17 protein-coding genes are annotated in these 23,024 nt (G+C 66.0%); 5 read left to right on the top strand and 12 right to left on the bottom strand.

The features are described 5' to 3' along the window. The first annotated feature begins 67 nt into the window (after positions 1–67). Together WFP44_RS09480 and WFP44_RS09475 are read left to right on the top strand one after the other, a co-directional pair. On the top strand, positions 68–946 hold the full coding sequence (locus WFP44_RS09480) for a zinc metalloprotease HtpX (protein WP_336926306.1): 879 nt from the start codon (positions 68–70) through the stop codon (positions 944–946). 209 nt (positions 947–1,155) lie between these two features. Then, entirely contained in the window at positions 1,156–2,280 is a 1,125-nt protein-coding gene (locus WFP44_RS09475) for a hypothetical protein (RefSeq protein ID WP_336926304.1), read from the top strand. 46 nt (positions 2,281–2,326) lie between these two features. Here WFP44_RS09475 and WFP44_RS09470 read toward each other — a convergent pair whose 3' ends face one another. The 12 genes from WFP44_RS09470 to WFP44_RS09415 form a co-directional block, all read right to left on the bottom strand. Beyond that, positions 2,327–3,169: a cupin domain-containing protein gene (locus tag WFP44_RS09470; RefSeq protein WP_336926303.1), complete on the bottom strand. Its 843-nt coding sequence runs from the start codon at positions 3,167–3,169 to the stop codon at positions 2,327–2,329. A gap of 4 nt (positions 3,170–3,173) precedes the next feature. Beyond that, positions 3,174–4,553 carry an FAD-binding protein gene (locus WFP44_RS09465; protein WP_336926302.1) on the bottom strand — a complete coding sequence of 460 codons (1,380 nt, stop codon included), beginning with the start codon at positions 4,551–4,553 and terminating at the stop codon, positions 3,174–3,176. Beyond that, positions 4,553–6,076: an aldehyde dehydrogenase family protein gene (locus tag WFP44_RS09460; protein WP_336926300.1), complete on the bottom strand. Its 1,524-nt coding sequence runs from the start codon at positions 6,074–6,076 to the stop codon at positions 4,553–4,555. The genes WFP44_RS09465 and WFP44_RS09460 overlap by 1 nt, the downstream gene beginning before the upstream one ends. A 125-nt stretch (positions 6,077–6,201) precedes the next feature. Continuing rightward, positions 6,202–6,501, bottom strand: coding sequence for a hypothetical protein (locus WFP44_RS09455; RefSeq protein ID WP_336926298.1), 300 nt, complete (start codon positions 6,499–6,501; stop codon positions 6,202–6,204). 51 nt (positions 6,502–6,552) lie between these two features. Continuing rightward, the gene (locus WFP44_RS09450; protein WP_336926297.1) at positions 6,553–6,954 is read right to left on the bottom strand and encodes a hypothetical protein; all 402 of its coding nucleotides are present in this window, start codon (positions 6,952–6,954) and stop codon (positions 6,553–6,555) included. 47 nt (positions 6,955–7,001) lie between these two features. Next, positions 7,002–9,410 (bottom strand): glycoside hydrolase family 95 protein, encoded by a 2,409-nt coding sequence (locus WFP44_RS09445; protein WP_336926296.1) that lies wholly within the window; start codon positions 9,408–9,410, stop codon positions 7,002–7,004. Between the two features lie 116 nt (positions 9,411–9,526). Beyond that, entirely contained in the window at positions 9,527–11,398 is a 1,872-nt protein-coding gene (locus tag WFP44_RS09440) for an ABC-F family ATP-binding cassette domain-containing protein (RefSeq protein WP_336926295.1), read from the bottom strand. Positions 11,399–11,467: 69 nt separating this feature from the next. Continuing rightward, a complete protein-coding gene (locus tag WFP44_RS09435; protein ID WP_336926294.1) occupies positions 11,468–12,094 on the bottom strand; it encodes a CDP-alcohol phosphatidyltransferase family protein in 627 nt (208 codons plus the stop codon). Beyond that, positions 12,085–13,362, bottom strand: a complete 1,278-nt coding sequence (locus WFP44_RS09430; RefSeq protein WP_336926293.1) for a NupC/NupG family nucleoside CNT transporter — start codon at positions 13,360–13,362, stop codon at positions 12,085–12,087. Before WFP44_RS09430 ends, WFP44_RS09435 begins: the two co-directional genes overlap by 10 nt. A gap of 12 nt (positions 13,363–13,374) precedes the next feature. Beyond that, positions 13,375–16,395 (bottom strand): TonB-dependent receptor, encoded by a 3,021-nt coding sequence (locus WFP44_RS09425; protein ID WP_336926292.1) that lies wholly within the window; start codon positions 16,393–16,395, stop codon positions 13,375–13,377. Continuing rightward, positions 16,395–18,542: an FAD-dependent oxidoreductase gene (locus tag WFP44_RS09420; RefSeq protein WP_336926291.1), complete on the bottom strand. Its 2,148-nt coding sequence runs from the start codon at positions 18,540–18,542 to the stop codon at positions 16,395–16,397. Before WFP44_RS09420 ends, WFP44_RS09425 begins: the two co-directional genes overlap by 1 nt. Beyond that, complete coding sequence (locus WFP44_RS09415) at positions 18,542–19,678, bottom strand: FAD-dependent oxidoreductase (protein ID WP_336926290.1); 1,137 nt, start codon at positions 19,676–19,678, stop codon at positions 18,542–18,544. The genes WFP44_RS09420 and WFP44_RS09415 overlap by 1 nt, the downstream gene beginning before the upstream one ends. Before the next feature lie 138 nt (positions 19,679–19,816). Between WFP44_RS09415 and WFP44_RS09410 the strand changes: the two genes are divergently transcribed. From WFP44_RS09410 to WFP44_RS09400, 3 genes are all read left to right on the top strand, one after another. Continuing rightward, positions 19,817–20,593 (top strand): DUF1499 domain-containing protein, encoded by a 777-nt coding sequence (locus tag WFP44_RS09410; protein ID WP_336926289.1) that lies wholly within the window; start codon positions 19,817–19,819, stop codon positions 20,591–20,593. Positions 20,594–20,727: 134 nt separating this feature from the next. After that, positions 20,728–21,357, top strand: a complete 630-nt coding sequence (locus tag WFP44_RS09405) for a gluconate 2-dehydrogenase subunit 3 family protein (RefSeq protein ID WP_336926288.1) — start codon at positions 20,728–20,730, stop codon at positions 21,355–21,357. A gap of 16 nt (positions 21,358–21,373) precedes the next feature. Further along, on the top strand, positions 21,374–23,023 hold the full coding sequence (locus WFP44_RS09400) for a GMC family oxidoreductase (protein ID WP_336926287.1): 1,650 nt from the start codon (positions 21,374–21,376) through the stop codon (positions 23,021–23,023). The last annotated feature ends 1 nt before the right edge of the window (position 23,024 follow it).

Below are 23,024 nucleotides of genomic sequence, written 5' to 3'. Positions count from 1 at the left end.
AATGCCCGCTGTCTCGACGAGGCATCGATTTATCAATCTCGTCCAATCCGCGCTCTTGCTTGGCCTTATGGCGATGATCGCCTGGGTGTCCATGACAGCGGTCGTCGGCGCGGAGGTCGGGCTGCTGCTTGCCTTCGGAATGGTTGCGGGTCTGATTTTTGTCCCCAATCTGCCGCAAGACTTCTTGCTGTCCGCATATCAGGCGGAGCGCATAACGGGACGTGATGCGCCCGGCCTTGTCGCAGGAATAGCGGAACTTGCGCGACGTGCCGATTTGCCGCGCGCGCCGAAGCTCTATCGCGTATCGAGCCCGTTGCCGAACGCCTTCGCGATGGGCAGTCCGGAAGACAGTACAATCTGCGTCACCGATGGACTGCTTCAACTCCTCGACGGTCGCGAACTCGTCGGCGTCCTGGCTCACGAAGTTGGCCACATCGTGAACCGCGACCTGTGGATCATGGGATTGGCAGATATGATGTCACGGTTGGTTTCCATCGCGAGTTGGCTTGGACAATTCCTGCTGCTCCTCAACCTACCTCTTATTTTTGCGGGCGCGGTCTATGTTCCGTGGCATATCGTGGCGCTTCTCATCTTCGCGCCCACCTTGATGGCGCTCGTGCAGCTCGGCCTGTCGCGCACCCGCGAGTATGACGCAGATCGCGCGGCGGCGGAGCTGACCGGCGACCCGGAGGGTCTCATGAGAGCGCTGAGCAAACTCGAACGCCGTGTCGGAAGGTTCTGGGAAGAAATTTTTCTTCCCGGCCGACGCATTCCCGAGCCGTCTCTCTTGCGGACGCATCCAAGCACAGAAAGCCGGATCGCCAGGCTGCGTGAACTCACCGCCCTGGCAACACCGCAATATCCGACAATCGCGGGCATGTCTTATAAACCACGGCTACCCTCGTTCTTGCCGCCCAAATTCCGTCGACACGGAGTCTATTGGTAGAAATCACCTGTCTTTCGTTGCACTCGGGCAAATCTGCGCATACGAGGAAATGCTCGGAAGTGGGCGGGAGTTGTGGGCGATTCGCCATGGCTTATCAGAGAGTTAGAGGATGAGTCCTTTCCCTCCGCCATTTGCCTGAAAAAGCGGCAATTCCATGATCCCAAATCTCCGCCTCGACAACTCGCGGTGCTTCCAGCAGTATCCGTTCGATGAGATCCCCGGCGCCCAATCATCCGCTGTCCTGGCCTGTTCAGGCGTGGCTGTCGTTCATTCTGGCCGCGATATTCGCTCCGGGTCTGGTCATGCTGCTGGTGGCGAATGCGCCCGCGCCTGTTCCGGTGGCGCTGGTGGGCGGGCCGATACTGGCGGTGGCGCTTTTGGGGGCTGGCGTGCTTGCTGCGGCGGTATCGCGGCGCTTCTGGATCGGCTTCGCGCTTGCGCTGCTGGCCGGAGTTGGCCTGATCCAGTTTGCGCGGGCACTCGGAATGCCGCCGTTGCCGCACCCGTTTTCCACCGGGATGGCGGTGATCGTCAGCAGTTTTGGCTTTGCCGCGATGGGGGCTTTGCTTGGCCGCGCCGCGCCCGCCACGGGCTGGCGGACAGCCGCCTTTGCAATAGCCGCAATGGCCGCCATCCTGGCGATCGCGGCGGCATGGCCCGGCACGCTGCCCGATGTGCTGCTGGCGCTGGTGCCTGCGCATTGGGCCAGCGTGGCGATACAGACCGCGCTGACCGGAACGGGCACGCGGCTGGCGAGTTCGGCGCTGTTCGCGCTGGGCGGAACGGGGGCCGCGGCTTTGCTGGCGCGGTGGCTGTGGAGCCGCAAATGGCCGCTCTGGCTGGTTGTGGCAGCCTGGCTCGCCCTTTCCGCGCTGGTCTGGCAGCGGCCCGCGCCGCCCATGCCGAAAGCGGATCTGGCTATCGCCCCGGCCCCTTCCGGGCCGATTGCCCCGATAGCCGCCGCACCGCCCGATGCCGCCACGCAAAGCGCGATCGACCGCGTGCAACGCCAGATTGCGGAATGGCCCGCCGTGTCCGACCCCGATCTTGCCCAGCGGGCGCGCAATTTGCTGCTGATCGCCGCTGTTCCTGACCTCTACGACACAGAACCTCTGCAATCGCACCTGCCGGCGCTGGTCGCGGCTGAGCTGGAAGCGCGCCTGCCCGCCGATCAGCGCGCCGCGATCCTCGCCGCCATTGCCGCCGATCCTTCTGCGGGCAGCGTGGCCGCGCGGGAGACGCTGCCCAAGCTGGGCCTGCCGGCGAATGTGGGGGATGAGGCACCCGTGCGGAACCGCATGGGGCTCTACGCTGCGCGGTTCGCTGCGGAGTAGCCCGCTGCCCGCCTGACAGGGCAGGCGCGGGCCATGCGCAACGGCGCTAGCCCATCAGCCGCAGGCTGATCACGAGAAGTTCCAGCGTCTCGTCGGCAACAAGGGTCACTTCCTCCCCCGCATTGACGCGCAGCGCGCTCCAACGGCGCACTTGGGTGCCGTTGGCGGTGCCGGCGCCACTGCTGACGAATACGAAACGCAGCTGCGCACCGGGTTCGAGCGCAAGCTGGCTGCCCGCCGCAACACGCCACTGCGTCACATCCAGCCCGCGATGCGGGAACACGCCCAGCCGCTTGCACGAAAGGCCCGCCGCACCTGCCGGTTCCCAGGCCAGTGCCACGGGGCGCATCACCACGGGCGTCTTGTAAGCGGGTTCGGCATAGGCGGGCGCTGCGCCCTTCTCATGCGCCCAGACCGCTTCATACGCATCGGTGTTGCGCACACCTTGCGGGGTTTCCACGGTGTAGACCCCGCGCGCAAAGGCGCCTGCCTTCTCCATCTCCAGCCGCGCGGATTTCAGCCGGTCGGGGCCGATGAATCCCTGTCCGCTCGCGCCCCCGAACTGGAGCAGCAGGACGATGCGGTCCGTGCCGCCTTCCTGCGGGCCATAATGCGCGCCTTCGGGGAAATAGGCGATCTCCCCGCCTTCGACATAGAGCCCCTTGGCGATGGGTATCTTGCCTTCGAGGCAGAAGCGGATCTGGTCCCACGGGTGGCGATGGCGCGGGGAGAAATAACTGCTGGGTTCGCGCGACATGACCAGCATGAAATTGTCGGGGCTGCCTTCCTCGCCTTCAAAGATGCGCTTGTGCGCCATGCCATCGGTCGCGCCGCGCTGGGCAACCAGGCTCTCGCCCCAGGGCATTTCGGCGCAATGCACGATGTCCATCGCCTCAGCGCTCCGCTGCGGCTTCGCGCGCCGCGATCCGTCCGAAGGTAAGCGCGCGCAGCACCGATGTGCCGGCCGGATACTCGCCGTAATACAGCCCCGTCACCTCGCCTGCGGCATAGAGGCCGGGAATGGCGCTGCCATCATGGCGCAGCACGCGGGCGCGCGCATCGCTGCGGATGCCGCCGAAGGTGAAGGTGATCGCGGTGGTCAGCGGATATCCGATGAAGGGGCCGCTCTCGATGGGCGTGGCCCAGTTCGATTTGGGCGGTTCGATGCCCTTTGTGCATTTGCCATCGCGGATGCGCCGGTTGCTTTCCCCCGGCTGGATCGCGGCATTATATTCCGAAACCGTCTGCGCCAGCCCCTGCGGATCGAGGCCGAAGATGGCGGCCAGCTCCTCCAGCGTATCGGCTTCCACCGGCGGCTGGTCGGTCAGCATGATATCGGCGACGTGCGGCCAGTCGAGAATGGCCTTTTCCCCGATGAACCAGGCCTGCTGGTCCTGATTGGCCCAGATCTCGTAACCCAGTCGCTCGAACGTCGCGTCGAAACTGTCCTGCCCTTCGTCGAAAAAGCGCTGGCCATGCCGGTTGACGAGGATGCCGAAGGGATAGCCATAGATCACCGCGTCAGGCTTGCTGCTGCGCGTGTCCACCGGCTCGCCGTGGAACATATCGAACTGGCCTGCCACATCGCCGCCCAGGGGCTGCGTCAGGCGGATACCGTCGCCCTGATTGTTGACCAGCGTGGGGGCGATCACGGGCAGTTCCGCGCCGCGCGGCCCCAGATGCTCGGCCAGCATATCGCCTGCGCCTTCGAACCCGCCACAGGCAATCACCACGCAGCGCGCGGTGAGCAGCGCCTCGCCGTCAGGGCCGCGCACATGGACGCCGTTCACCCGGCCATCGGGCGCGGTGGCAAGCGCGGTCGCTTCGGTCTCGTAATGGATCGCGGCGTGGGGCAGCGCGTCGATCACGGCGGCCAGCGTGTCCACAATGGCGACGCCGCCGGGAACGGGCATCGCCAACCCGCCGCCCGAATTGCGGTTGGCAAAGGGCTGCTCGAAATAGACCCACGGCACCTTGTGCCGATCGAGGAAATCGAAAGTGCAGGGCGTTTCGGCGGCCAGCGTGCGGCAATATTCCAGGTCGGCCTTGCCCTTGCTGACCCGCTCCATCGTGCCGATGAAAGCGGGGTCAAGCTGGCGGTCGGCGGTGATGCGGAACCAGCTGCTTGTCCAGCGGGTGGCGCCGCCGCGCCCTTCGCGGGGCGCGCGTTCCAGCACGGCGATGCGGGCATCCGCGCCCGCTTCCTCGGCATAGGCAACCGCAGCGGCAAGGCCGCCCGCGCCGCAGCCGATCACCACCAGATCATACTCCATCAGCTCTCTCCCTCGCCTGTCACGAAGTGCAGGTCGTTGCCGGTGTCGATCCACACGGATTTTGTTTCGGTATAGGCATCCAGCGCCTGCGCGCCCATTTCGCGGCCCGTTCCGCTCTGCCCGTATCCGCCAAAGGGCAGGGTGTGGCCGATAATGCGGTAATTGTTCACCCAGACGGTGCCCGCGCGCACCCGGTGCAGCAGGCGGTGCGCGCGGGCGACATCCTGCGTCCAGATGCCCGCGGCAAGGCCGAACAGCGTATCATTGGCCAGCGCTACTGCCTCCTCTTCGCTGCCAAAGCGCATGACGGCGGCTACGGGGCCGAAAATCTCCTCGCGCGCAATGCGGCTGGCGGGCGGGACATCGCGGTAGACGGTGGGGGCCACGAAATAGCCCTGCCGGTCAAGCCGGTGCCCGCCGGTGAGGCAGGTCAGCCCTTCTTGCTGCGCGATGGCGAAATAGCCCAGCACCTTGTCGAGCTGTGCCCGCGATGCCAGCGGGCCAAGCTGCGTGCACGGGTCCATCGGATCGCCTGCGATCATGCGGCTGCCGCGTGTCGCCAACTGCTCGCAGAACCGGTCGAACACCGCATCCTGCACCAGCACGCGCGATCCGGCCATGCAGCTTTGCCCGGTGGCGGCGAACAGGCCCGCCATCACGCCGCTCACCGCGCGGTCAAGGTCGGCATCGGCAAACACCAGCTGCGGCGATTTGCCGCCCAGTTCCAGCGTGACGCGCGCACTGCGGAGCGCCGCGCGCGAGGCGATGGCCTGGCCGGTGGCGGTGGAGCCGGTGAAGGCAATCTTGGCGACCAGCGGATGATCGACCAGCGCCGCGCCGGTTGCGCCATCCCCCGTCACCACATTCACCACGCCGGGCGGTATCCCGGCCTCGTTGCACAACTGCGCCAGCATCAGCGTGGATGTGGGCGTCACTTCGGATGGCTTGATCACTACCGTGTTCCCCGCCGCCAGCGCCGGAAACAGCTTCCACCCCAGCAATCCCAGCGGCGTGTTCCATGGCGTGATCGCGGACACCACGCCCACCGGCTCCTTCAGCGTGAAGGTGGTGAAACCCGCGCGGGCGGGGGGCACGCTCATCCCGCCATGCGTTTCGGCCAGCCCGGCAAAGAAGCGGCAATCGCCCGCCAGCGCGGCGGTGCCCGGCGCCATTTCGGATATCAGCTTGCCGTTCTCGAAAATCTGCTGGCGTGTGAGCAGGTCGGCATCGCGCTGGATCAGATCGGCCAGCCGCAGCAGGATGCGCGCGCGTTCGCCCGCCAGAAGGCCGGACCAGCGGCCATCCGCAAAGGCCCGGTGCGCGGCGGATACGGCGGCATCGACATCCGCAGCCGAGGCCAGCGCCACGCGGCCCCAGTCCTGTTCCAGAAAAGGATCGTGCACGGCAAAGGCCGCGTCGCCTGATGCTGCGCGAAACTGGCCATCAATCAACAGCGCAAACCCGCTGTCCGGTGCCTCTGCAATGCCAAGCCCAAGGCGTGGCTGCCCGCGCGATCCTGTCACCTGTTCACTCTCCCTGTGGGGGAGACTAGGTTTGCCGCAACAGGCTGGCAAGGGCCGGACCAGGGCCGGAACAGGGAGCGCCCGAAGTGCCCCCGGCCCGGCCCTGAATTGCCCAAAAGGGACGCTTACGCGCCCCACCAGCCGATAAAGACGATCACCCCCAGGATCACCGCACCAAACGCAAGCCCCCAAACAATGTCGATAGGCCGAAGGCGGTCGATGTGGTCCCTGCGGTATTGCGCGTAGCGATCCGCCACCGCTTCATTGCTGGCAACCAGCCCTACATCGAGTGCGGATGCCTCGCGCGCGAACCAGCGGTGGAGGTGAGCGAGTTCATCGGGCGCAAGGCCCGGATAGCGCGCAAGCAATTCTTCCGCGCGCGCACGGCGTTCGGCGCGCGAGGCGCCGTCAGCTTCTGTGTCCATGATAATCTCCTGAAAGTCGTTGAGGCCGCAGGTGCGGCAGGCAGACGATTTTCAGGCCGCAGGCGGCGCGCGCGAGGATGCTGTCGCGCCCAGCCATCGCCGGGGCGGGGCCGGGGTGTGGTGATCGAGGAAAACGGCCGCGCGGGGGATAGCGTGCGGCTGACCCGCCCCTTCCACCTCCGGGGTGAGCGCGGGCAGGGGTGGAGGCGCGGGATCGGGCAAAGGCACCAGCCGTTGCTCCGCCCCCCTGTGCTGGCGCGGCGCGAGGGACACGTCGAGCGTGCTGGCGCTGAAAGCGGAACCGTGCGTGCGATCAATCTGGAGCGCTGCGGCAGGCATTGCCTGCACCGCAATCACTGCCAGCAACAGTGCCGCAATCAGCCGCCAGACCTTGATGCGCAGCGGCACGCCTTGCCAATATGCGGCGGAGTTGAGGATACCGGGGCGGCTCATTCAGGCAGACACATAGGGATCAGCGGCAGGTTTCGAAGCGGGCAGTTCTAGCCTGCCGCTTGGCTGAAATCCTCCGGACGCAGGACAAGGCTCCCCCCGGTGGTGAGCCTGATCTCGGCCTCGGCGTTGCGGTATCGCACGCGCCGCGCCAGTTCCTGCGTGGCGTGCAATTCGGCGGTCGCCAGCATCCCGCCGCGCCATTCCAGGCTGACCGTGCCGCCGCCGCGCACGCGCAGGCCCGTCACGCGGCCATCGGGCCAGGCATCGGGCAATGCAGGCAGCAGGTGCAGCGCGGGCGACGCGTTCTCGCCGTCGGCCAGCCCTTCATCCTGCACCAGCATTTCGGCAATACCCGCTGTGCCGCCGAAATTGCCGTCGATCTGGAAAGGCGGGTGCGCATCGAACATATTGGGATAGGTGCGCGAGGGGTCGAGCAGCAGCTTCAGAATGGCGTGCGCCCGGTTGCCGTCGCGCAGCCGGGCCCACAGATTGATGCGCCACGCAATCGCCCAGCCTGTCGCCAGATCGCCGCGCAGTTCCAGTGATCGCTGCGCCGCGCGCGCCAGTTCGGGTGTGCGGTGCGGGCTGATCTGGTGCGAGGGGTAGAGGGCATAGAGGTGCGAGACATGGCGATGATCGGGTTCGGGCGCATCCGCATCCCAATCCAGCGGCCATTCCTGCAATTGTCCCTGCGCACCAATACGCATGGGCGGCAGCGCGGCCTTCGCTGCGTCCAGCGCTTCGGCAAAGCCGGCATCCTCGCCCAGCAGGCGGCAGGCCTGCGCGGTGGCGGCGAACAGGTCGCGCAGGATCTGCGCATCCATCGCCGGCCCCCACATCAGCGTGGCGCCAAAGGGGTGCGGATTTTCGGGCGAGAGCGAGGGATTGGTGACCAGATAGCCTTCCGGCCCCTGTTGCAAGGTGTCGAGGAAGAATTGCGCCGCGCCTGCCAGAATGGGATAGACCTCGGCCAGAAAGGCGCGGTCGGGCGCGTATTCGTAATGCTCCCACAGATACAGGCTCAACCATGCACCGCCCAGCGGCCACAAACCCCATTGCGCGCCATCAATGGGGGCGCTGGCACGCCACAGATCGGTGTTGTGATGCGCCACCCAGCCGCGCGCGCCATACATCTCCCGCGCAGTGCGCGCGCCGCTTTGCGCCAGCTCGCGCAGCATGGCGAAAAGCGGCTCGGCACATTCGGGCAGATTGGTGGGCTGGGCGGGCCAGTAATTCATCTGGGTATTGATATTGATCGTGTATTTGCTGCCCCAGGGCGGTGAATTGCTGTCGTTCCAGATGCCTTGCAGATTGGCAGGCTGCGTGCCGGGGCGCGACGACGTAATCAGCAAATAGCGGCCATACTGGAAATACAGCGCGGCAAGCGCGGGATCATCCCGGCTGGCGGATTCGCGGATGCGTTGATCGGTGGGCAAATCGGCCGATGGTGTGCGGCCCAGATCCAGTGTCACGCGGCGGAACAGGCGCTGATGCGCCGCGGCGGCGCGCCGCGCAATGGCATCAAAGCCGATGCCTGCCACCGTTTCCAGAGTGGCGCGTGTGGCCGCCACCGGATCGCCCGACACATCTTCTGGCCCGCGATAGCTGGTGGCCATGGCGATTTTCAGCACCACTTCACGCGCGCCGCGCACGGTGATGGCCTCCGGGCCAGCCTCTTGCGTGCCGCCTTGCTTTTCCACCGCCATTTCAGCCGCAAAGCGCAAGGCGCCCGCAATGCCGGCGAAATCCCCGTTACGCCCGGTCATGGCGAATCGGCCCGCGCTGGCAGTGAAGGCGATGCCCGGAGCCTCGCTGGTGAAGGAGAGGCGGGCGGTGATGCCTGCCGGATCGCTTGTCCACAGACGCACCGCGATGATCTGGCTTTCTGGGCAGGCGACGACTTCGCGCCGCCAACGTGCCCCTGCCCGTTCGTAGTCCACGCGGGCAAGTGCGCTGTCGATATCAAGCGAGCGCGCATAGGCTTCGGGCATTGCGCCTTCGTCGTGCAGGTCGATCAGCAGATCGCCGATGCACTGATAGGGAGCCTGAATAAGCGGGCGCGCCATCAGCGTCTCATCCGCCAACGCCTCTGCCGCCGCATATTCACCCGCAAACAGCAATTGCCGCACGGTATCGAGGTTCTCGCGCGCCAGCGGATTGACCGGATTATACGGCCCGCCTGCCCAGAACGTATCCTCGTTCAGTTGCAGCCGTTCCTGTGTCACCCCGCCGAACACCATCGCGCCGATGCGACCATTGCCCACGGGCAGCGCCTCGACCCATTCGCGCGCGGGGCCGCGATACCACAGCACATGATCGGCAAAGCCGGTCTGCCGTGCCCAGGCAGCGTGCGGCAGGCCCCCGCCGATGGCCGCGCCTGTGGCCGCGACCCAGCCCAGCAAATGCCGCCGCGTGAGAGAGGCCGACGCAAACGGCAATTCGTTGGGCATCGCCATTCCTCTCGTTTTTTGCGCCAGTTTCCAGCGCGTTGCCGCTCACCGAATGGCAGGTGTGCCTTCCCCGTGCGGCGAAGTCAAACCTTGGGAGAGAGGTGCTGTGCCAGCATTGAAGGTCAGCCTGCGACCAGTTCTTCCAGCTTCTCGCTCAGCGCCAGCCATTCGGCTTCGGCCTGGTGCAGCTTGGCGCTGGCTTTCTCACGCGGGCCGAGAAGGTCGCGCATCTTCTGGCCGTCCGCCACTTCGCCGGTTTGCGCCAGATCGATCATCGCCTGATCCAACCTTTCGACCTCCGCCGTGGCGCGCTCCAGCGCCTTTTCGGCCTTGGCCAGTTCGGACTGAAGGTAGCGCAGCTGCCCTGCGCTGGGCGCGACGGTCGCCGCCTTGGCCTGCGGGGCAGCGGGTTTGGCGTCCTTTTTCGGCTGGTTCCGGCCCAGCACGAAATCGATGTAATCGTCCATGCTGCCCGGATATTCGCGTGCCGTGCCATCATCCACCAGCACCAGTCGGTCGGCCGTCAATTCCACCATGTGGCGGTCGTGGCTGATCAGGATCACCGCGCCCGCATAGCCGTTGAGCGCCTGCACCAGCGCCTCGCGCGCGTCGACATCGAGGTGGTTGGTCGGCTCGTCCAGGATCAGCATATGCGGCGCATCGCGCGTGATGATCGCCAGCGCCAGCCGCGCGCGTTCCCCGCCCGACAGCTTCTCCACCCGTGTTTCGGCACGCGGGCCGGAAAAGCCGAAGCGGCCAAGCTGCGCGCGCACCGCGCCCGGCGTCTTGCCCTGCATCGCGCGCGTCATCAGCGCCAGCGGGGTTTCGTCCGCCGCCAGTTCCTCCACCTGATACTGCGTGAAATACCCGACCTTCAGCTTGCCCGGCGCACTCATCCCGCCGTCGAGCGGTTTCAGTTGCGCCGCCAGCAGGCGGGCAAGCGTGGTCTTGCCATTGCCGTTGCGGCCCAGCAGCGCGATCCGGTCATCCGCGTCGATCCGCAGGTTCAGCCGCTGGAGCACCGGGGGGGCCTCGCCATAGCCCACCGCCGCCTTGTCCAGCGTGATCATTGGCGAACGCAATTCGCCCGGATCGGGGAAATCGAAGGTGAGCGAGGGGTCTTCCATCAAGGCGGCAATGGGCTGCATCTTCGCCAGCATCTTGGCGCGCGATTGCGCCTGCTTGGCGGTGGATGCACGCGCGGAGTTGCGCGCGATGTAATCCTGCAGCCGCGCGCGCTGCGCATCCTGCGACGCCTTGGCCGCGGCCAGCTGCGCGGCGCGTTCGGCGCGCTGCTTTTCAAACGCGTCATAGCCGCCGGGATAGAGCGTCAATTGCCCGCCCTGCAGGTGCAGGATGTGATCGACCACCTTGTTCAGCAGATCGCGTTCGTGGCTGATCACCAGCAGCGTGGCGGGATAGCTTTTGAGGAAGTTCTCCAGCCACAGCGTCGCCTCCAGATCGAGGTGGTTGGAAGGTTCGTCCAGCAGCAGGATGTCGGGCTCGGAAAACAGCAGCGCGCCCAGCGCCACGCGCATTTTCCAGCCGCCCGAAAAACTGTCGATCGGGCGCTGCTGCATCTCCTCGTCAAAGCCCAGCCCGCTCAGGATCTTGGCTGCGCGTGCAGGCGCGCTGTAGGCATCGATGGCGAGCAGCCGTTCATGCACTTCGCCCAGCCGGTCGGGATCGGTGCAGGTCTCCGCCTCCACCAGCAGGGCCGCGCGCTCGACATCGGCGGCCAGCACGATCTGTTCGGGCGTTACCGATCCGCTGGGCGCGGTTTGCGCGATATAGCCGATGCGCGCGCGCGCCGGCTTGGAGATTTCGCCGTCATCGGGTTCAATTTCGCCAATGATGGCCTTCATCAGCGTGGACTTGCCCGCCCCGTTGCGGCCGATCAGCCCCACACGCGCGCCCTGCGGCACCGTGGCACTGGCGCGTTCGAGAATGGGCCGGCCGCCAAGCCGGACTGTGAGGCCATCAATGGTAAGCATGGCGCGCGCCTTAGCAGCGAGTTGGCCCCTTGCCCAACTGCTTTTGCCGGCGGGGGGGGAGGGGCTGGCTTACCCGAAGGTGTGCCGGGCCATCACGCTGCGCTGGATCACCGTCAGGCCGCAAAGCGCCGCGAAGCCCCAGGCGAGCCATGCGAACGCGGCAGGCCACAGGCACATGGCAATGAAGACCGCAATCGTCTCGCCCCCTTCGGCAAGGCCGGTGGAATAGAGGAAACTCTTGGCGCCGTGGGCGCTGTCGGTCTGGCCCCGCTTGGCCGCCAGCGCGGCAAAGGCGAGGAAGCTGACCGCGGTGAGCGTGAAGCTGGCCACCAGCACCAGCGCCGGAATCGCATTGTCCGGCGCGGCAAAGGCAAAGCCCAGCGGCACGGCGAGGTAAAAGACATAGTCCGCCAGTATATCGAGATAGCCGCCAAAGTCGGTGCTGCCGCGCACCCGCGCGACCGCGCCGTCCAGCCCGTCGAGCACGCGGTTGAGCACGATCAGCGCCAGTGCGGCAAGTGTATGGCCGTAAGCGATGGAAAGCCCTGCGCCGATCGCGGGCACCAGCCCGGCCAGCGTCACCGCATTGGCGCTGATGCCTGCACGGGCGAGGGCGCGGCCACAGGCATTGAGCGGCGGGTTGATCAGCGGGCGCAGTCTGGCGTCGAACACCTGCCTAACCCCCATCAGCCCCATGTGACGAGGCCGATCACCGCCCCCGTCATCAAGGTGGCAAGGTTGCCCGCCAGCCAGCTCTTCATCCCCAGCGCCGCCACATCCTTGCGCCGGGCTGGGCACAACGATCCCATCGTGGTGACGATGAGCCCCACGCTGGCAAGGTTCGCCACGCCCGAAAGCGCATAGGTTGCGATGAGCAGACTGCGCGGTTCCAGCGTGCCGGGCGGCAGGGCCGCCAAGTCGAGATAGGCGACATATTCGTTGAGGATCGCCTTGGTCCCCATCAGCGCGCCCGCCGCCTGCGCATCCTCCCACGGGATGCCGATGGCCCACATCAGCGGCGCGAACAGCCATCCGAACACGCGGCGCAGGGTGATCGCGCTGCCATCGACCAGCGGCAGCAGCGCCAGCACCTGATCGACCAGAGCCACCAGCGCGAACACCACGATGATCACGCCGATCACCGCCAGCACCAATTGCACCCCGTCCATCGTCCCGCGCACGGCGGCATCCATCGTGCTGTCATAGGCAAGATCGGGCTCGGCGGCGTCGGCGCCGCTCAGGGCATCTGGCGAACCGTCACCCGGCACCATCAGCCGCGCCACCAGCAAGGCGGCAGGCAGCGAAATGAGCGAGGCGACGATCATGTGCCCCACGGCATTGGGCAATGTGGCCGAAAGCGTGGTGGCATAAAGCACCAATATCGCGCCCGATATCGTCGCCATCACCATCACCATCACCGCGAACAGTTCGGCCCGGCTCATCCGGTCGAACCAGGCGCGCAGGATCAGCGGCGTCTCCACCACGCCGAGGAATACTGTTCCCCCGCCGCCCAGACCCACCACGCCGCTGACGCCCAGCGTGCGGCGCAAGGCCCAGGCAAGGCCGCGCACCGCCGCCTTCAGCACGCCCCAGTGCCACAGCAGGGCGGACAGGGTGGACAGGACGATGATGAGCGGCAGGATCTGGAACGCAATGATGGTGGGCGGGCTGGCCCCTTCGGCAAGGTCGAACGGCAGGGGCGCGCCGCCCAGATAGCCGAACATATAGGATGAACCCGCCAGCGTCGCCCGCTCCACCGCGAAAACCGCTTCGTTGGCATAGCCGACCAGCGTCCACACAAACGGCACACGCGTGACCACCAGCGCGATGGCCACTTGCAGCAGCAGCGCGCCCGCAATCCAGCGCCAGCCGGGCGGCGCTCGGCGATCTTCCGAAAGGCTCCACGCGATAAGCAGGATGGCGGCAAGGCCAATCAGCCCTTGCAGGTGCTGCACTGCCGCCATCTTCCCTGCCCCCTAGAACCTGTAGGCCGCGCCGAACTGAAACTGGCGCGGCGGCCCGGCATTGCGTTGCACAAAGGGTGCGCCGCCGCCAAACTGCACCTGATTGGACGTTGTCGCGGCATTGGCAAAGCCGCTTTCGTTATTGGTGTTGAGCACATTGAACACATCGGCGCTGAGTTCCAGCCCGCCAAGGCCCGGAATGGTATAGCGCAGACCCAGATCGAGAGTGGCTGACCAGCCCAGCCGGCCCGAATTGCGCGCCTCGCCCGGATAGCGATCCGAATTGCCGACAAAGCTTTCCCCAAAGCTGGCCCCATCGCCGTTCAGATCCTGCGTGCCGAATATCCGTGCATCGGGCACCAGATTGACCGGCTGGCCGCTCTGGAACAGGCCTGCCGCGCTCAAACTCAGCCCGTCTGCCGGATAAAGGAAGCCGATGGCAGAGAGCACGTGCCGCCGGTCATTCGCGGATGGGCCCCATTCGGTGCTGAAATCGTTGTTTTCGGCACGGAAATTGATGTCGTCGGTGTCGTTCTTCAGGCGCGAAAGCGTGTAGGCAAGGCGGAAGGCGTAGGGATCGGCTCCCCGCGCTTTCACCGCCTGCAGGATCAACGCGCGGTATTTGGCCTGCCCTTCGGTTTCGGACACGGTGATCTGCCGCGCGCCGCCGGGCACTTGCGCGACCGGGCGCGTGGCATCGGCAGCGGTCTGGCTGCGCACGAGGCCCAGCGCTTCGGCAGCGGCAAAGCGGGCGGCGTTATCGGGCAGGGCGCGCAGCATCGCGATATTGGCATCAGTCAGATTGGCAAGATTGGGAGTGAATCGCGCGGGCGCGTTCAGGTCGCGCAGGCGGACAAGGTTATGGCTGCGCGAATAGATCGCGTCGACGGAAAGGGTGAGCGTATCGGTCGCCTGATACTGGTAGCCCGCGCTGAGTTGCAGCGAATGCGGGCTGTCATATCCGGTAGGGCTGAGGATTCGTGCCTCGTTGATGGTGGCCGTATCGCGCGAGGCCTGCACTTCATCCGGTGACGGGCAGGCCGCCACCGTGGGGCAGGCGGGCGAGACGGTCAGGTTTCCGGCAAAGGTGATGTCGGCCAGTTCGGTCGCCGCCGGGATCACGCCCAACGCCTGCAATTGCGCCAATTGGCCGAGAAAGGCGGGCGAGGTGGTGTTTCGCTGCAGCGCGTCGGAAATAACCGCATAGCTCAATTTGCCGTAGAACAGCCCGGCCCCGAACCGCACGGCAGAGCGCGCATCGGGTCGCCAGTTGAGCGCGGCGCGCGGGGCGAAATTGTTGGTGTCGCCGCTGCCGCCGCCTTTGCCGGTCAGGCTGTCGTAATCCCAGCGCAGGCCCAGCGTGGCGGTAAGTTGCGGGGAAACCTGCCATTCGTCGGCAATGTAGAATGCCAGTTGCTGTTGGGCAGTGCCGAAACTGGCGGGGCGCAGTTCCACGGCGTAATTCGCCACCACCGGGTTCAACGCCAGCACATCCTGCGCGGTGAGGGCCAGCCCCGCGCCGCTGCTGGCAAGGGTGGCCAATTGCGGCGCGGTCAGGTCGACGGTGAAATTGCCAGAGGGATTGCCGCCGCCCAGAAGCGCAAAGCGGCTGCGGATGGCATCCATCCCAAAGGTCAGCCGGTGGCTGCCCAGCGCGCGCTGCACGCGGTGGGTTGTCTGCCAGCTCTCCTCGCGGCTGTCGAACACGAAGCCGGGATGCCCCACCACGCCCACGGTGAGGCCTGAGGGATCGCGGATGGCGACTTGCGGGCCCGCGCCGCCGGTCGGCTCACCATAATTCCAGCGGAACCGGCTAAACTGTAGCGCGCCGTCATAGGCCCAGATGTCCCCCGCATAGCTGGCGCTGGCGGCGACAAGGGTGGAGTTGCGATCCTGATCGGACCCGGCAGAGGGGAAAGTCACATTCCCGCCGCCAAGGGCGCCGCCGGGCCGCTCGATCGTCACGCGGCCATGGTTGCCGCGCAGGGTGAGCGTCCAGTCATCGGTCAGGCGGTGGTCGATCCGGATCGAACCGAGTGCAAAGCGGTTGTTGCCCGTCACATTCTCGGTCACGCCCAGCGCGGGGGCATCGACCAGCTGCACATTGCGGTCGCGCGTATATTCCAGATTGGCGTAGAAGAATGTGCGGTCGCGCGCGATCGGGCCGCCCAGCGCAAAGCCGGCCTGATACCGTTCGAAACTCTCCCCCACCGGATTGCCGGAAAGGTCGCGGCGCGGAAAGGGGCTGGCTGCGTCAAACGGGCGGCCGGGGCGAACAAGTGCATAGACCTCGCCCGACAGGTCATTGCTGCCCGATGGCGAGGTGTAATTGACCACGCCGTTTGCCGTGCGGCCATACTCCACCGAATAGGAATTGGCGAGCACGGTCACCTCGCGGGTGAAGCCCAGCGGCACGGGAAACTTGATCCCGCCCAGGAAGTTCTCGTTATTGTCGAGACCGTCGAGCAGGTAATTGGTGTCGAGACCATTCGACCCGTTGATAGAGATCGCGGGCGCTTCGGGAAAAAACCCGGTCGACGGCACCACATTGGGCAGGCGCACCAGCGCGCCCAGCACATCGCGGCCTTCGATGGGAAGGGTTGCCAGTTCCGCGCTGTTCAGGGAGGCGGAAACCTCTGCGTTGACCGTGTTGAGCCGCGTGATGGCGCGCGTGCCGGTCACCGTGATGGTGTTCCCGGCCACGCGGGCAAGCCGCAGGGTGACACTGCCGGTGAAATTGGCGCGCAGGTCGATTGTGGCAGGCAGGCTGGGCGCGTAACTGTCACTTGCCAAGGCAGCAATTGTGTAGCTGCCCGCCGTGCTCAGCCCTTCCACGCGCACCAGCCCCTGCGCGTCGGAACGCGCTTCGCGGATCAGGCCAATCGCCGGGTTTTCCACCCGCACCGCAGCATTGGCCACAGGCTCGCCCGTCTCGGCATCGACCACCGCGATCTGAAGCCCCGCCTGCTGCGCCTGCGCGGCAAAGGGAACCACCAGAGCGGCCAGCGCGGCCGCCCCCAACCAATGCCGCATCAGCCGCGTCTCCATGTGTGATAGCGTTCGACAAGCCGCAGCAGGCCTTCGGGCTTGCGGGCCTTTTTCCATTCCCCGGCGGCGTATTTGTTCGCTTCGGCCATGGTGGGATAGGTATGGATGGTGCCGAGGATCTTGTTGAGGCCCAGCCCGTGCTTCATCGCCAGCACATATTCGGCCAGCAATTCGGCGGCGTGTTCACCCACGATGGTGACCCCAAGGATGCGATCCTTGCCCGGCACGGTCAGCACCTTGACGAAGCCTGCCGTGGCGCTGTCGGCAATGGCGCGGTCGAGTTCGTGCAAGGGGAATAGGGTGACATCATGCGCCACGCCCTGTTCCGCCGCCTCCTGCTCGTTCAGGCCCACTCGCGCCACTTCGGGATCGGTGAAGGTGGCGCGCGGGATCACGCGGTAATCGGCCTTGAAGCGGCGGAATTGCCCGAACAGCGCGTTGACGCTGGCATACCAGGCCTGATGCGCGGCGACATGGGTGAACTGGTAGGGGCCGGCGACATCGCCCGCCGCGTAGATATTGGGATATAGCGTGGCGAGATAGTCATCGGTCACCACGGTGGCATTGGCATCGATGCCCAGCTCCTCCAGCCCGTATCCGGTCAGGCGCGCCCGCCGCCCCACCGCCACGATCAGCGCGTCGAAGGGAACCGCGCGTTCCTTGCCGTTATGCCCGGCGATGAGGCGCTTTTCATGGCCGTACTCCACCCGGATCGCGGCGTGGCCGGTCAGCACCGTTACCCCCGCCGCCGCCTGCGCCGTCTGCACAGCGGCGGACACATCGGGATCTTCGCGCGACAAGAGCCGGTCGGCCATGTCCACCTGCGTGACATCCGCGCCCAGCCGGGCAAAGGCCTGTGCCAGCTCGCAGCCGATCGGCCCGCCACCCAGCACCGCGATGCGGCGCGGCATCTCGTCCATGCCTGCGAATGTCTCCCACAGCGTGTCGCTGGTGACATAGCCCGATTGCGCCAGCCCCGGCAGATCGGGCACGATGGGCGCGGCGCCCGCCGCAATCACGATTGACCGCGTGGTCAGCCGCTGCGTTCCGCCATCGCTGCGTGCGATCTCCACCGTCCACGGATCGACGATGCGAGCATATCCCTGCACCACATCCACGCCGAGGCCGGTATAGCGCTCCACGCTGTCATGCGGTTCGATTGCGGCGATGATGTCGTGCACGCGGGCCATCACAGCCTTGAAGCGGAAGCGCGGTTCGCTCCGCTCCAGCCCATAGGCATCGGCATGGCGCATCTGCGCGGCCACGCGTGCGCTCTTGATCAGCGCCTTGCTGGGCACACAGCCGTAATTGAGGCAATCGCCGCCCATCCTGCCCGCTTCCACCAGCGTCACCCTGGCCCGAACGGTCGCCGCGATGTAGGAGGTGACGAGGCCCGCCGCGCCTGCGCCGATCACCACCAGATTGCGGTCGAACCGGCGTGGCCGCTGCCAACGGGCATAGACGCGCCGCCGTTTGATCGCGGCCATGATCGCTTTGCCAATCCACGGCAGCAGCGCCAGCGCCGCGAAAGAGCCGAGCAAAACGGGCGAGGCGATGTCCGACAGGCTTTCGATGGCGGCAAGCTGCGTGCCCGCATTGACATAGACCAGCGTGCCCAGCAGCATCCCCAGCTGGCTGACCCAGTAATATGTCCAGGTGCGGATGGGGGTGAGGCCCATCAGCAGATTGACCGCGAAGAACGGGAATACCGGCACCAGACGCAAAGAGAACAGGTAGAATGCCCCGTCGCGCGCCATGCCTTCGTTCACCCCCTTCAGCCGCGCGCCGAACCTGCCTTGCACCCAATCGCGCAGCAGGAAGCGGCTGGCAAGGAAGGCCAATGTTGCCCCGATCGAACTGGCGAAAGAGACGAGCAGCGTGCCCGTCACCACGCCGAACACCGCGCCCGCCGCCAGCGTCATGATCGCCGCGCCGGGAATGGAGAGCGCCGTAACCGCGACATAGACAAGGAAGAATACCACCATCACCAGCAGCGGATGCGCCGCATAATAGGCAAGGATCGTGTCGCGCTGCGCCTTCAGCGTGTCGAGCGTCAGATACTGGCCCAGATCGAAGGCGAACCACAGGGCGATGGCCGAAACCAGCAGCAGGGCCAGGATGATGCGCTTCATTACTTGGGGTCCCCGCAGCCTGTTTTGCCCACCCGATAGCGACCGACGAAGCTTCGGTCGATCCAGTCCTTGAGCCACCATGCGGCGCGCCCCGAAAAGGCCAGCGGTCCCCACGATCCGATGGCGCGCTTATCGCCCGTTGCCAGCAGATAGAGCGTGTGCCGGCGCGGGGTGTATCTGGAACCGGGCGCGCTTGTCAGCGCGGCGCGCAGATTGGCGGCCAGCACCGGCCCTGCTTTCACGGCGTGCACGCCCGATCGCGGCAAAGCGCGGTCGGTGCGCTGGGCAAGGTCGCCCGCCGCAAATATCACCGGATGCGACAGGCTGCGCAGATCCGGCCCGATTGCCACAAAGCCCTGTCTGGTCAGCGCGAGGCCCGATTGCGCCAGCCATGCCGGTGCCCGGCTGCCGGTGGCGGCAATCACCCGGTCAACGAACACATGGGTGCCATCGCTAAGCGCAAGCCCATCGGCCTTGCCTGTCGCCAAAGCCAGATGCAGCGCGATCCCGCGCCGCGCCAGTTCGGCCTTTGCCATGGCCCGGACGCGGGGATTGTGCCCGGTCAGAAGGCCATCGGGCGGCGTAACCAGCGCAATCGCCACGCCGCAACCGCGCAGCGCTGCCTCTGCCGCCAGCGCAATCTCCATGCCCGCCGCCCCGCCGCCCACCACGGCAAGGCTGGCAACTTCCCCGCGCTTTGCCGCGTCCACCAGAGCAGGCCAGCGCGCAAGGAAGCCGGCGACCGGGCGCAACGGCAGCAGGCGCGGGCCAAGCGGGGCCAGCCCATCCAGATCGGCTTCTCCGCCCGTGGCGAGCGACAGGAGCGCGAAATCGACCACATCGCCGCTTGCCAGATGCAGGCGACGCGCATCGGCATCGAGCCCCGTCACGCGGTCGATCCGCAATTCGGCACAAGCTGCCCGCGCCAGCGGTTCGAGGTCGATCAGCAGATCATCGGCCCGGTAGATCCCCGCCATCCACCCCGGCACCATTCCCGAATAGGCGGTGTAGCGCGATGGCGTGACCAGCAGACGCCTGATGTCCGGCAAGGGGCCCGGCAAGGGATTTGCCGCCCAATCTTCCAGCACCGCCAGATGCGCATGGCCGCCGCCCGCCAGGATCAGAGGTGGTGACATGACGGCTGGCTTGGCCTTGCTGGGGCATGAAGGCAAGCAGCCTTTCGTATCAGCACGGCCCAGGCATCAGCGCACACCGTCCTCTGCGGACCAATGGCCATCATTGACTCTGTCCCGCAGTCCTGCTGACTTGGGGGAATGGAAAATGCACCGCAATCCGCCGCCACCGCCCCGCACTCCGCTCCCGCGCCGCGCTGGGCACCGCGCCTGTCGAAAGCGGCGCTGTATGTCTGCGGCGGCGCCATTGCGATTGCAGGGGCAGGGCTGACATTGGCGCGGTATGACCTGCTGCCCAAAATGGCCGGTTTCACCGCCTTTCTTGGCGGCGGATTGGTTGCGGCGGTGGCGCTGGTGCTGGCGATTGCCGCGCTTCTGGTGGGATGGCGCACCGGCAATCCCCGGCGCAATTGGGCCATTGTCGCGTTGGTCGTGGCGGCAGCCTATGTCGGGTTCCTTGCCACGCGGCCGATGTCGGCGGGCAATGCGCCGCCGATCCACGATGTGACCACTGATATTGCCAACCCGCCGCAGTTTGAAACATTGACCTTGCGCGAAGACAATCTGGTGGGCGTGGGCAGCGTGGAAAACTGGCAGCAGATCCACGCAGCCGCCTATGGCGATATCGGCCCGGTCACCCTGCCCATGCCGGTGGAACAGGCGACCGCCGTGGTGGAACGGCTGGCGCGCGAGGAAGGCTGGGCCATCGCGGTGAGCGATCCGGCGCGCGGCCATGTCGAGGCGACCGCCAGCGTATCCTATATCCGCTTCTACGATGATGTGGTGTTTCGCATCACCCCGGTCGGTGCAGGCCAGTCGCGCATCGATATGCGATCGGTCAGCCGCGTGGGCGTGGGCGACCTGGGCGTCAATGCGCGGCGCATCCGCGCGTTTCTGGCGCGGTTGACCGCGGTCTAGGATCCGCCGCCAAAACCTGGCTGCCCACCTCTTGATCGCAATATCGCCCGGTCAATTGCGCGTTTGGCGTATTCCCTGAATGCTGCGCGCGGCGCTCTATCCGCCGGTCATCCGGCCGGATTGGGAGCGTTTTCATGCAGACACCAAGACCTTCGCGTCGCCAGTTCTTGACGGCGGTTGGCAATCTGGCCAGCGCCAGCTGGGTCACGCTCCACTGGCCGCAGATCGCACAGGCCGCCACGCAGGCCGACCATTCCGAGCACCGCAGCCACGAGGGATCGGGCCATACCAGCTTCACCACGCTGACCAGCGCCGAAGCGGACATCGTTGATGCCATCGCCAACCAGATCGTACCGGGCGGCGACACACCCGGCGCACGCGATGCGCGTTCGGTCTATTTCATCGACAACGCGCTGGGCAGCTTCTTTGCCGCGCAATTGCCCGCCTTTCGCGAAGGGCTGGGGGCATTCATGGCTGCCTATGCCGCGCATAGCAGCGGGACAGCGCCCTTTTCTGCCGCTTCGGATGCGGATCAGATCGCCTTCTTGCACACGGTGGATGAAACGCCCTTCTTCATGGCGGTGCGGCGGCTGACCGTGCTGGGGATGCTGGCCCTGCCCAAATATGGCGGCAATTTCCAGAACATCGGCTGGAACCTCATCAAGATGGAGGACCGGCATTTCTGGTCCGCCCCCTTTGGCCATTACGACCGCGATTATCCGGGGTTCGAGCCTTACCCCGGCACCCAGCCCCTTACCGCCTGACCGGAGCGCCTGATAGATGGATCGCAAGACTTACCAGACCAGCGAAACGGTCGACTTTATCGTTGTCGGTTCCGGCGCATCGGGCGGCGTGATGGCGCGCGAACTGGCGCAGGCCGGGCACAGCGTGGTGCTGATGGAACAGGGCCCGCGCATGGAGCCGTGGGATTTCGAGCATGACGAGCTGAAATACCGCCAGCTGTCGGGCATCACCAACAGCCCGGATGACAGCCCGCAAAGCTTTCGCCGTGACGAAAGTGAAACGGCCAAGCGCGTGATGGGCCGCAGTTCGCTTACCTATGCCCGCGTTGTCGGGGGCAGCAGCAGCCACTTCACCGCCAATTTCTGGCGCCTGCATCAAATTGATTTCATCGAACGCAGCCGTCTGGGCGCGATCGAGGGCGCGGATTTGCAAGACTGGCCGATCACCTATGACGAGCTGGAGCCCTATTACACCAAGGTGGAATGGGAAGTGGGCGTATCGGGTCTGGCGGGGTCCAGCCCGTTCGATCCGCGTTTCAGCCGGCCCTATCCCATGCCGCCGCTGCCGGTGAAATCGTCGGGCGTGCTGTTTGAACGCGGCGCGCGGGCGCTGGGCCTGCATCCTTTCCCCGCGCCCATGGCGATCAATTCCATGGTCTATCGCGGGCGTCCGGCCTGCACCCAGTGCGGCTTGTGCGGCGGGTTCGGCTGCGAAGTGCGCGCCAAGTCCTCCTCAGTCTGGACGGTGATCCCCGAAGCGGAGGCCACCGGCAATTGCGAGGTGCGTGCGGAAAGCTATGTCTTCCGCATCGGCATGAACTCTGCCGGACGCACAACCGGTGTGCATTATTTCGACAGGGACCGCGTGGAGCAATTCCAGAACGCCCGCGCGGTGGTGGTCTGCGCCAACGGGGCCGAAACGCCGCGCCTGCTGCTCAATTCGGCGAACAGCCAGTTTCCCGATGGGCTTGCCAATTCCAGCGGGACGGTTGGCAAATATCTGATGTTCAACAAGGGCGGCGGCGCGGCGGCGCGGTTTGAAAACCCGCTCAACGAATACAAGGGCGCGGCGGTGACCCGCATCCTGCATGATTTCTACGACAGCGATCCGGCGCGCGGCTTTTACGGCGGCGGCGGCTTTACCGCGCGTTCCGCCGCGCCGCTGACCTGGGGGCAGAGCGTGCCCGAAGGGACGCCAAGCTGGGGCGAGGGGTTCAAGGAATATCTCGCCTCCTTCACCTACTGGATGAACTGCGCCGGGCATGGCACATCACTGGCGCAGGAGACCAACCGCGTCGATCTTGACCCCGAGCTGAAGGATGCCTGGGGCATCCCGTCGATGCGCGTGACCTACAAGGATCACCCCGACGACATCAAGCACGCGCAGTTCCAGATCGAAAAGGCGACGGAAATCATGCAGGCGGCTGGCGCGGTGGAGGTGGTTCCGGGCCATGTCGAAGAGGCGAATGGCGGGGTGCACCTGCTGGGGACAGCGCGCATGGGCAACGATCCCTCCACCTCGGTGATCGACAAGTATCACCGCACGCATGATGTGCCGAACCTGTTCCTGTGCGACGGGTCGAGCATGGTGACATCGGGCCGCGGGCAACCGACCGAAACGATTGCGGCGCTCGCCTTCCGTGCCGCCGATCACATCAACCGTTTTGCCCGCGCGGGCGAGATCTAGA

Origin of the sequence: Alteraurantiacibacter palmitatis (assembly GCF_037154115.1) — a bacterium.
GTDB classification, from domain to species: Bacteria; Pseudomonadota; Alphaproteobacteria; order Sphingomonadales; family Sphingomonadaceae; genus Alteraurantiacibacter; species Alteraurantiacibacter palmitatis.
Note: the sequence above shows the minus strand (reverse complement) of the source record. Positions and strands in the feature narration are given on the sequence as shown.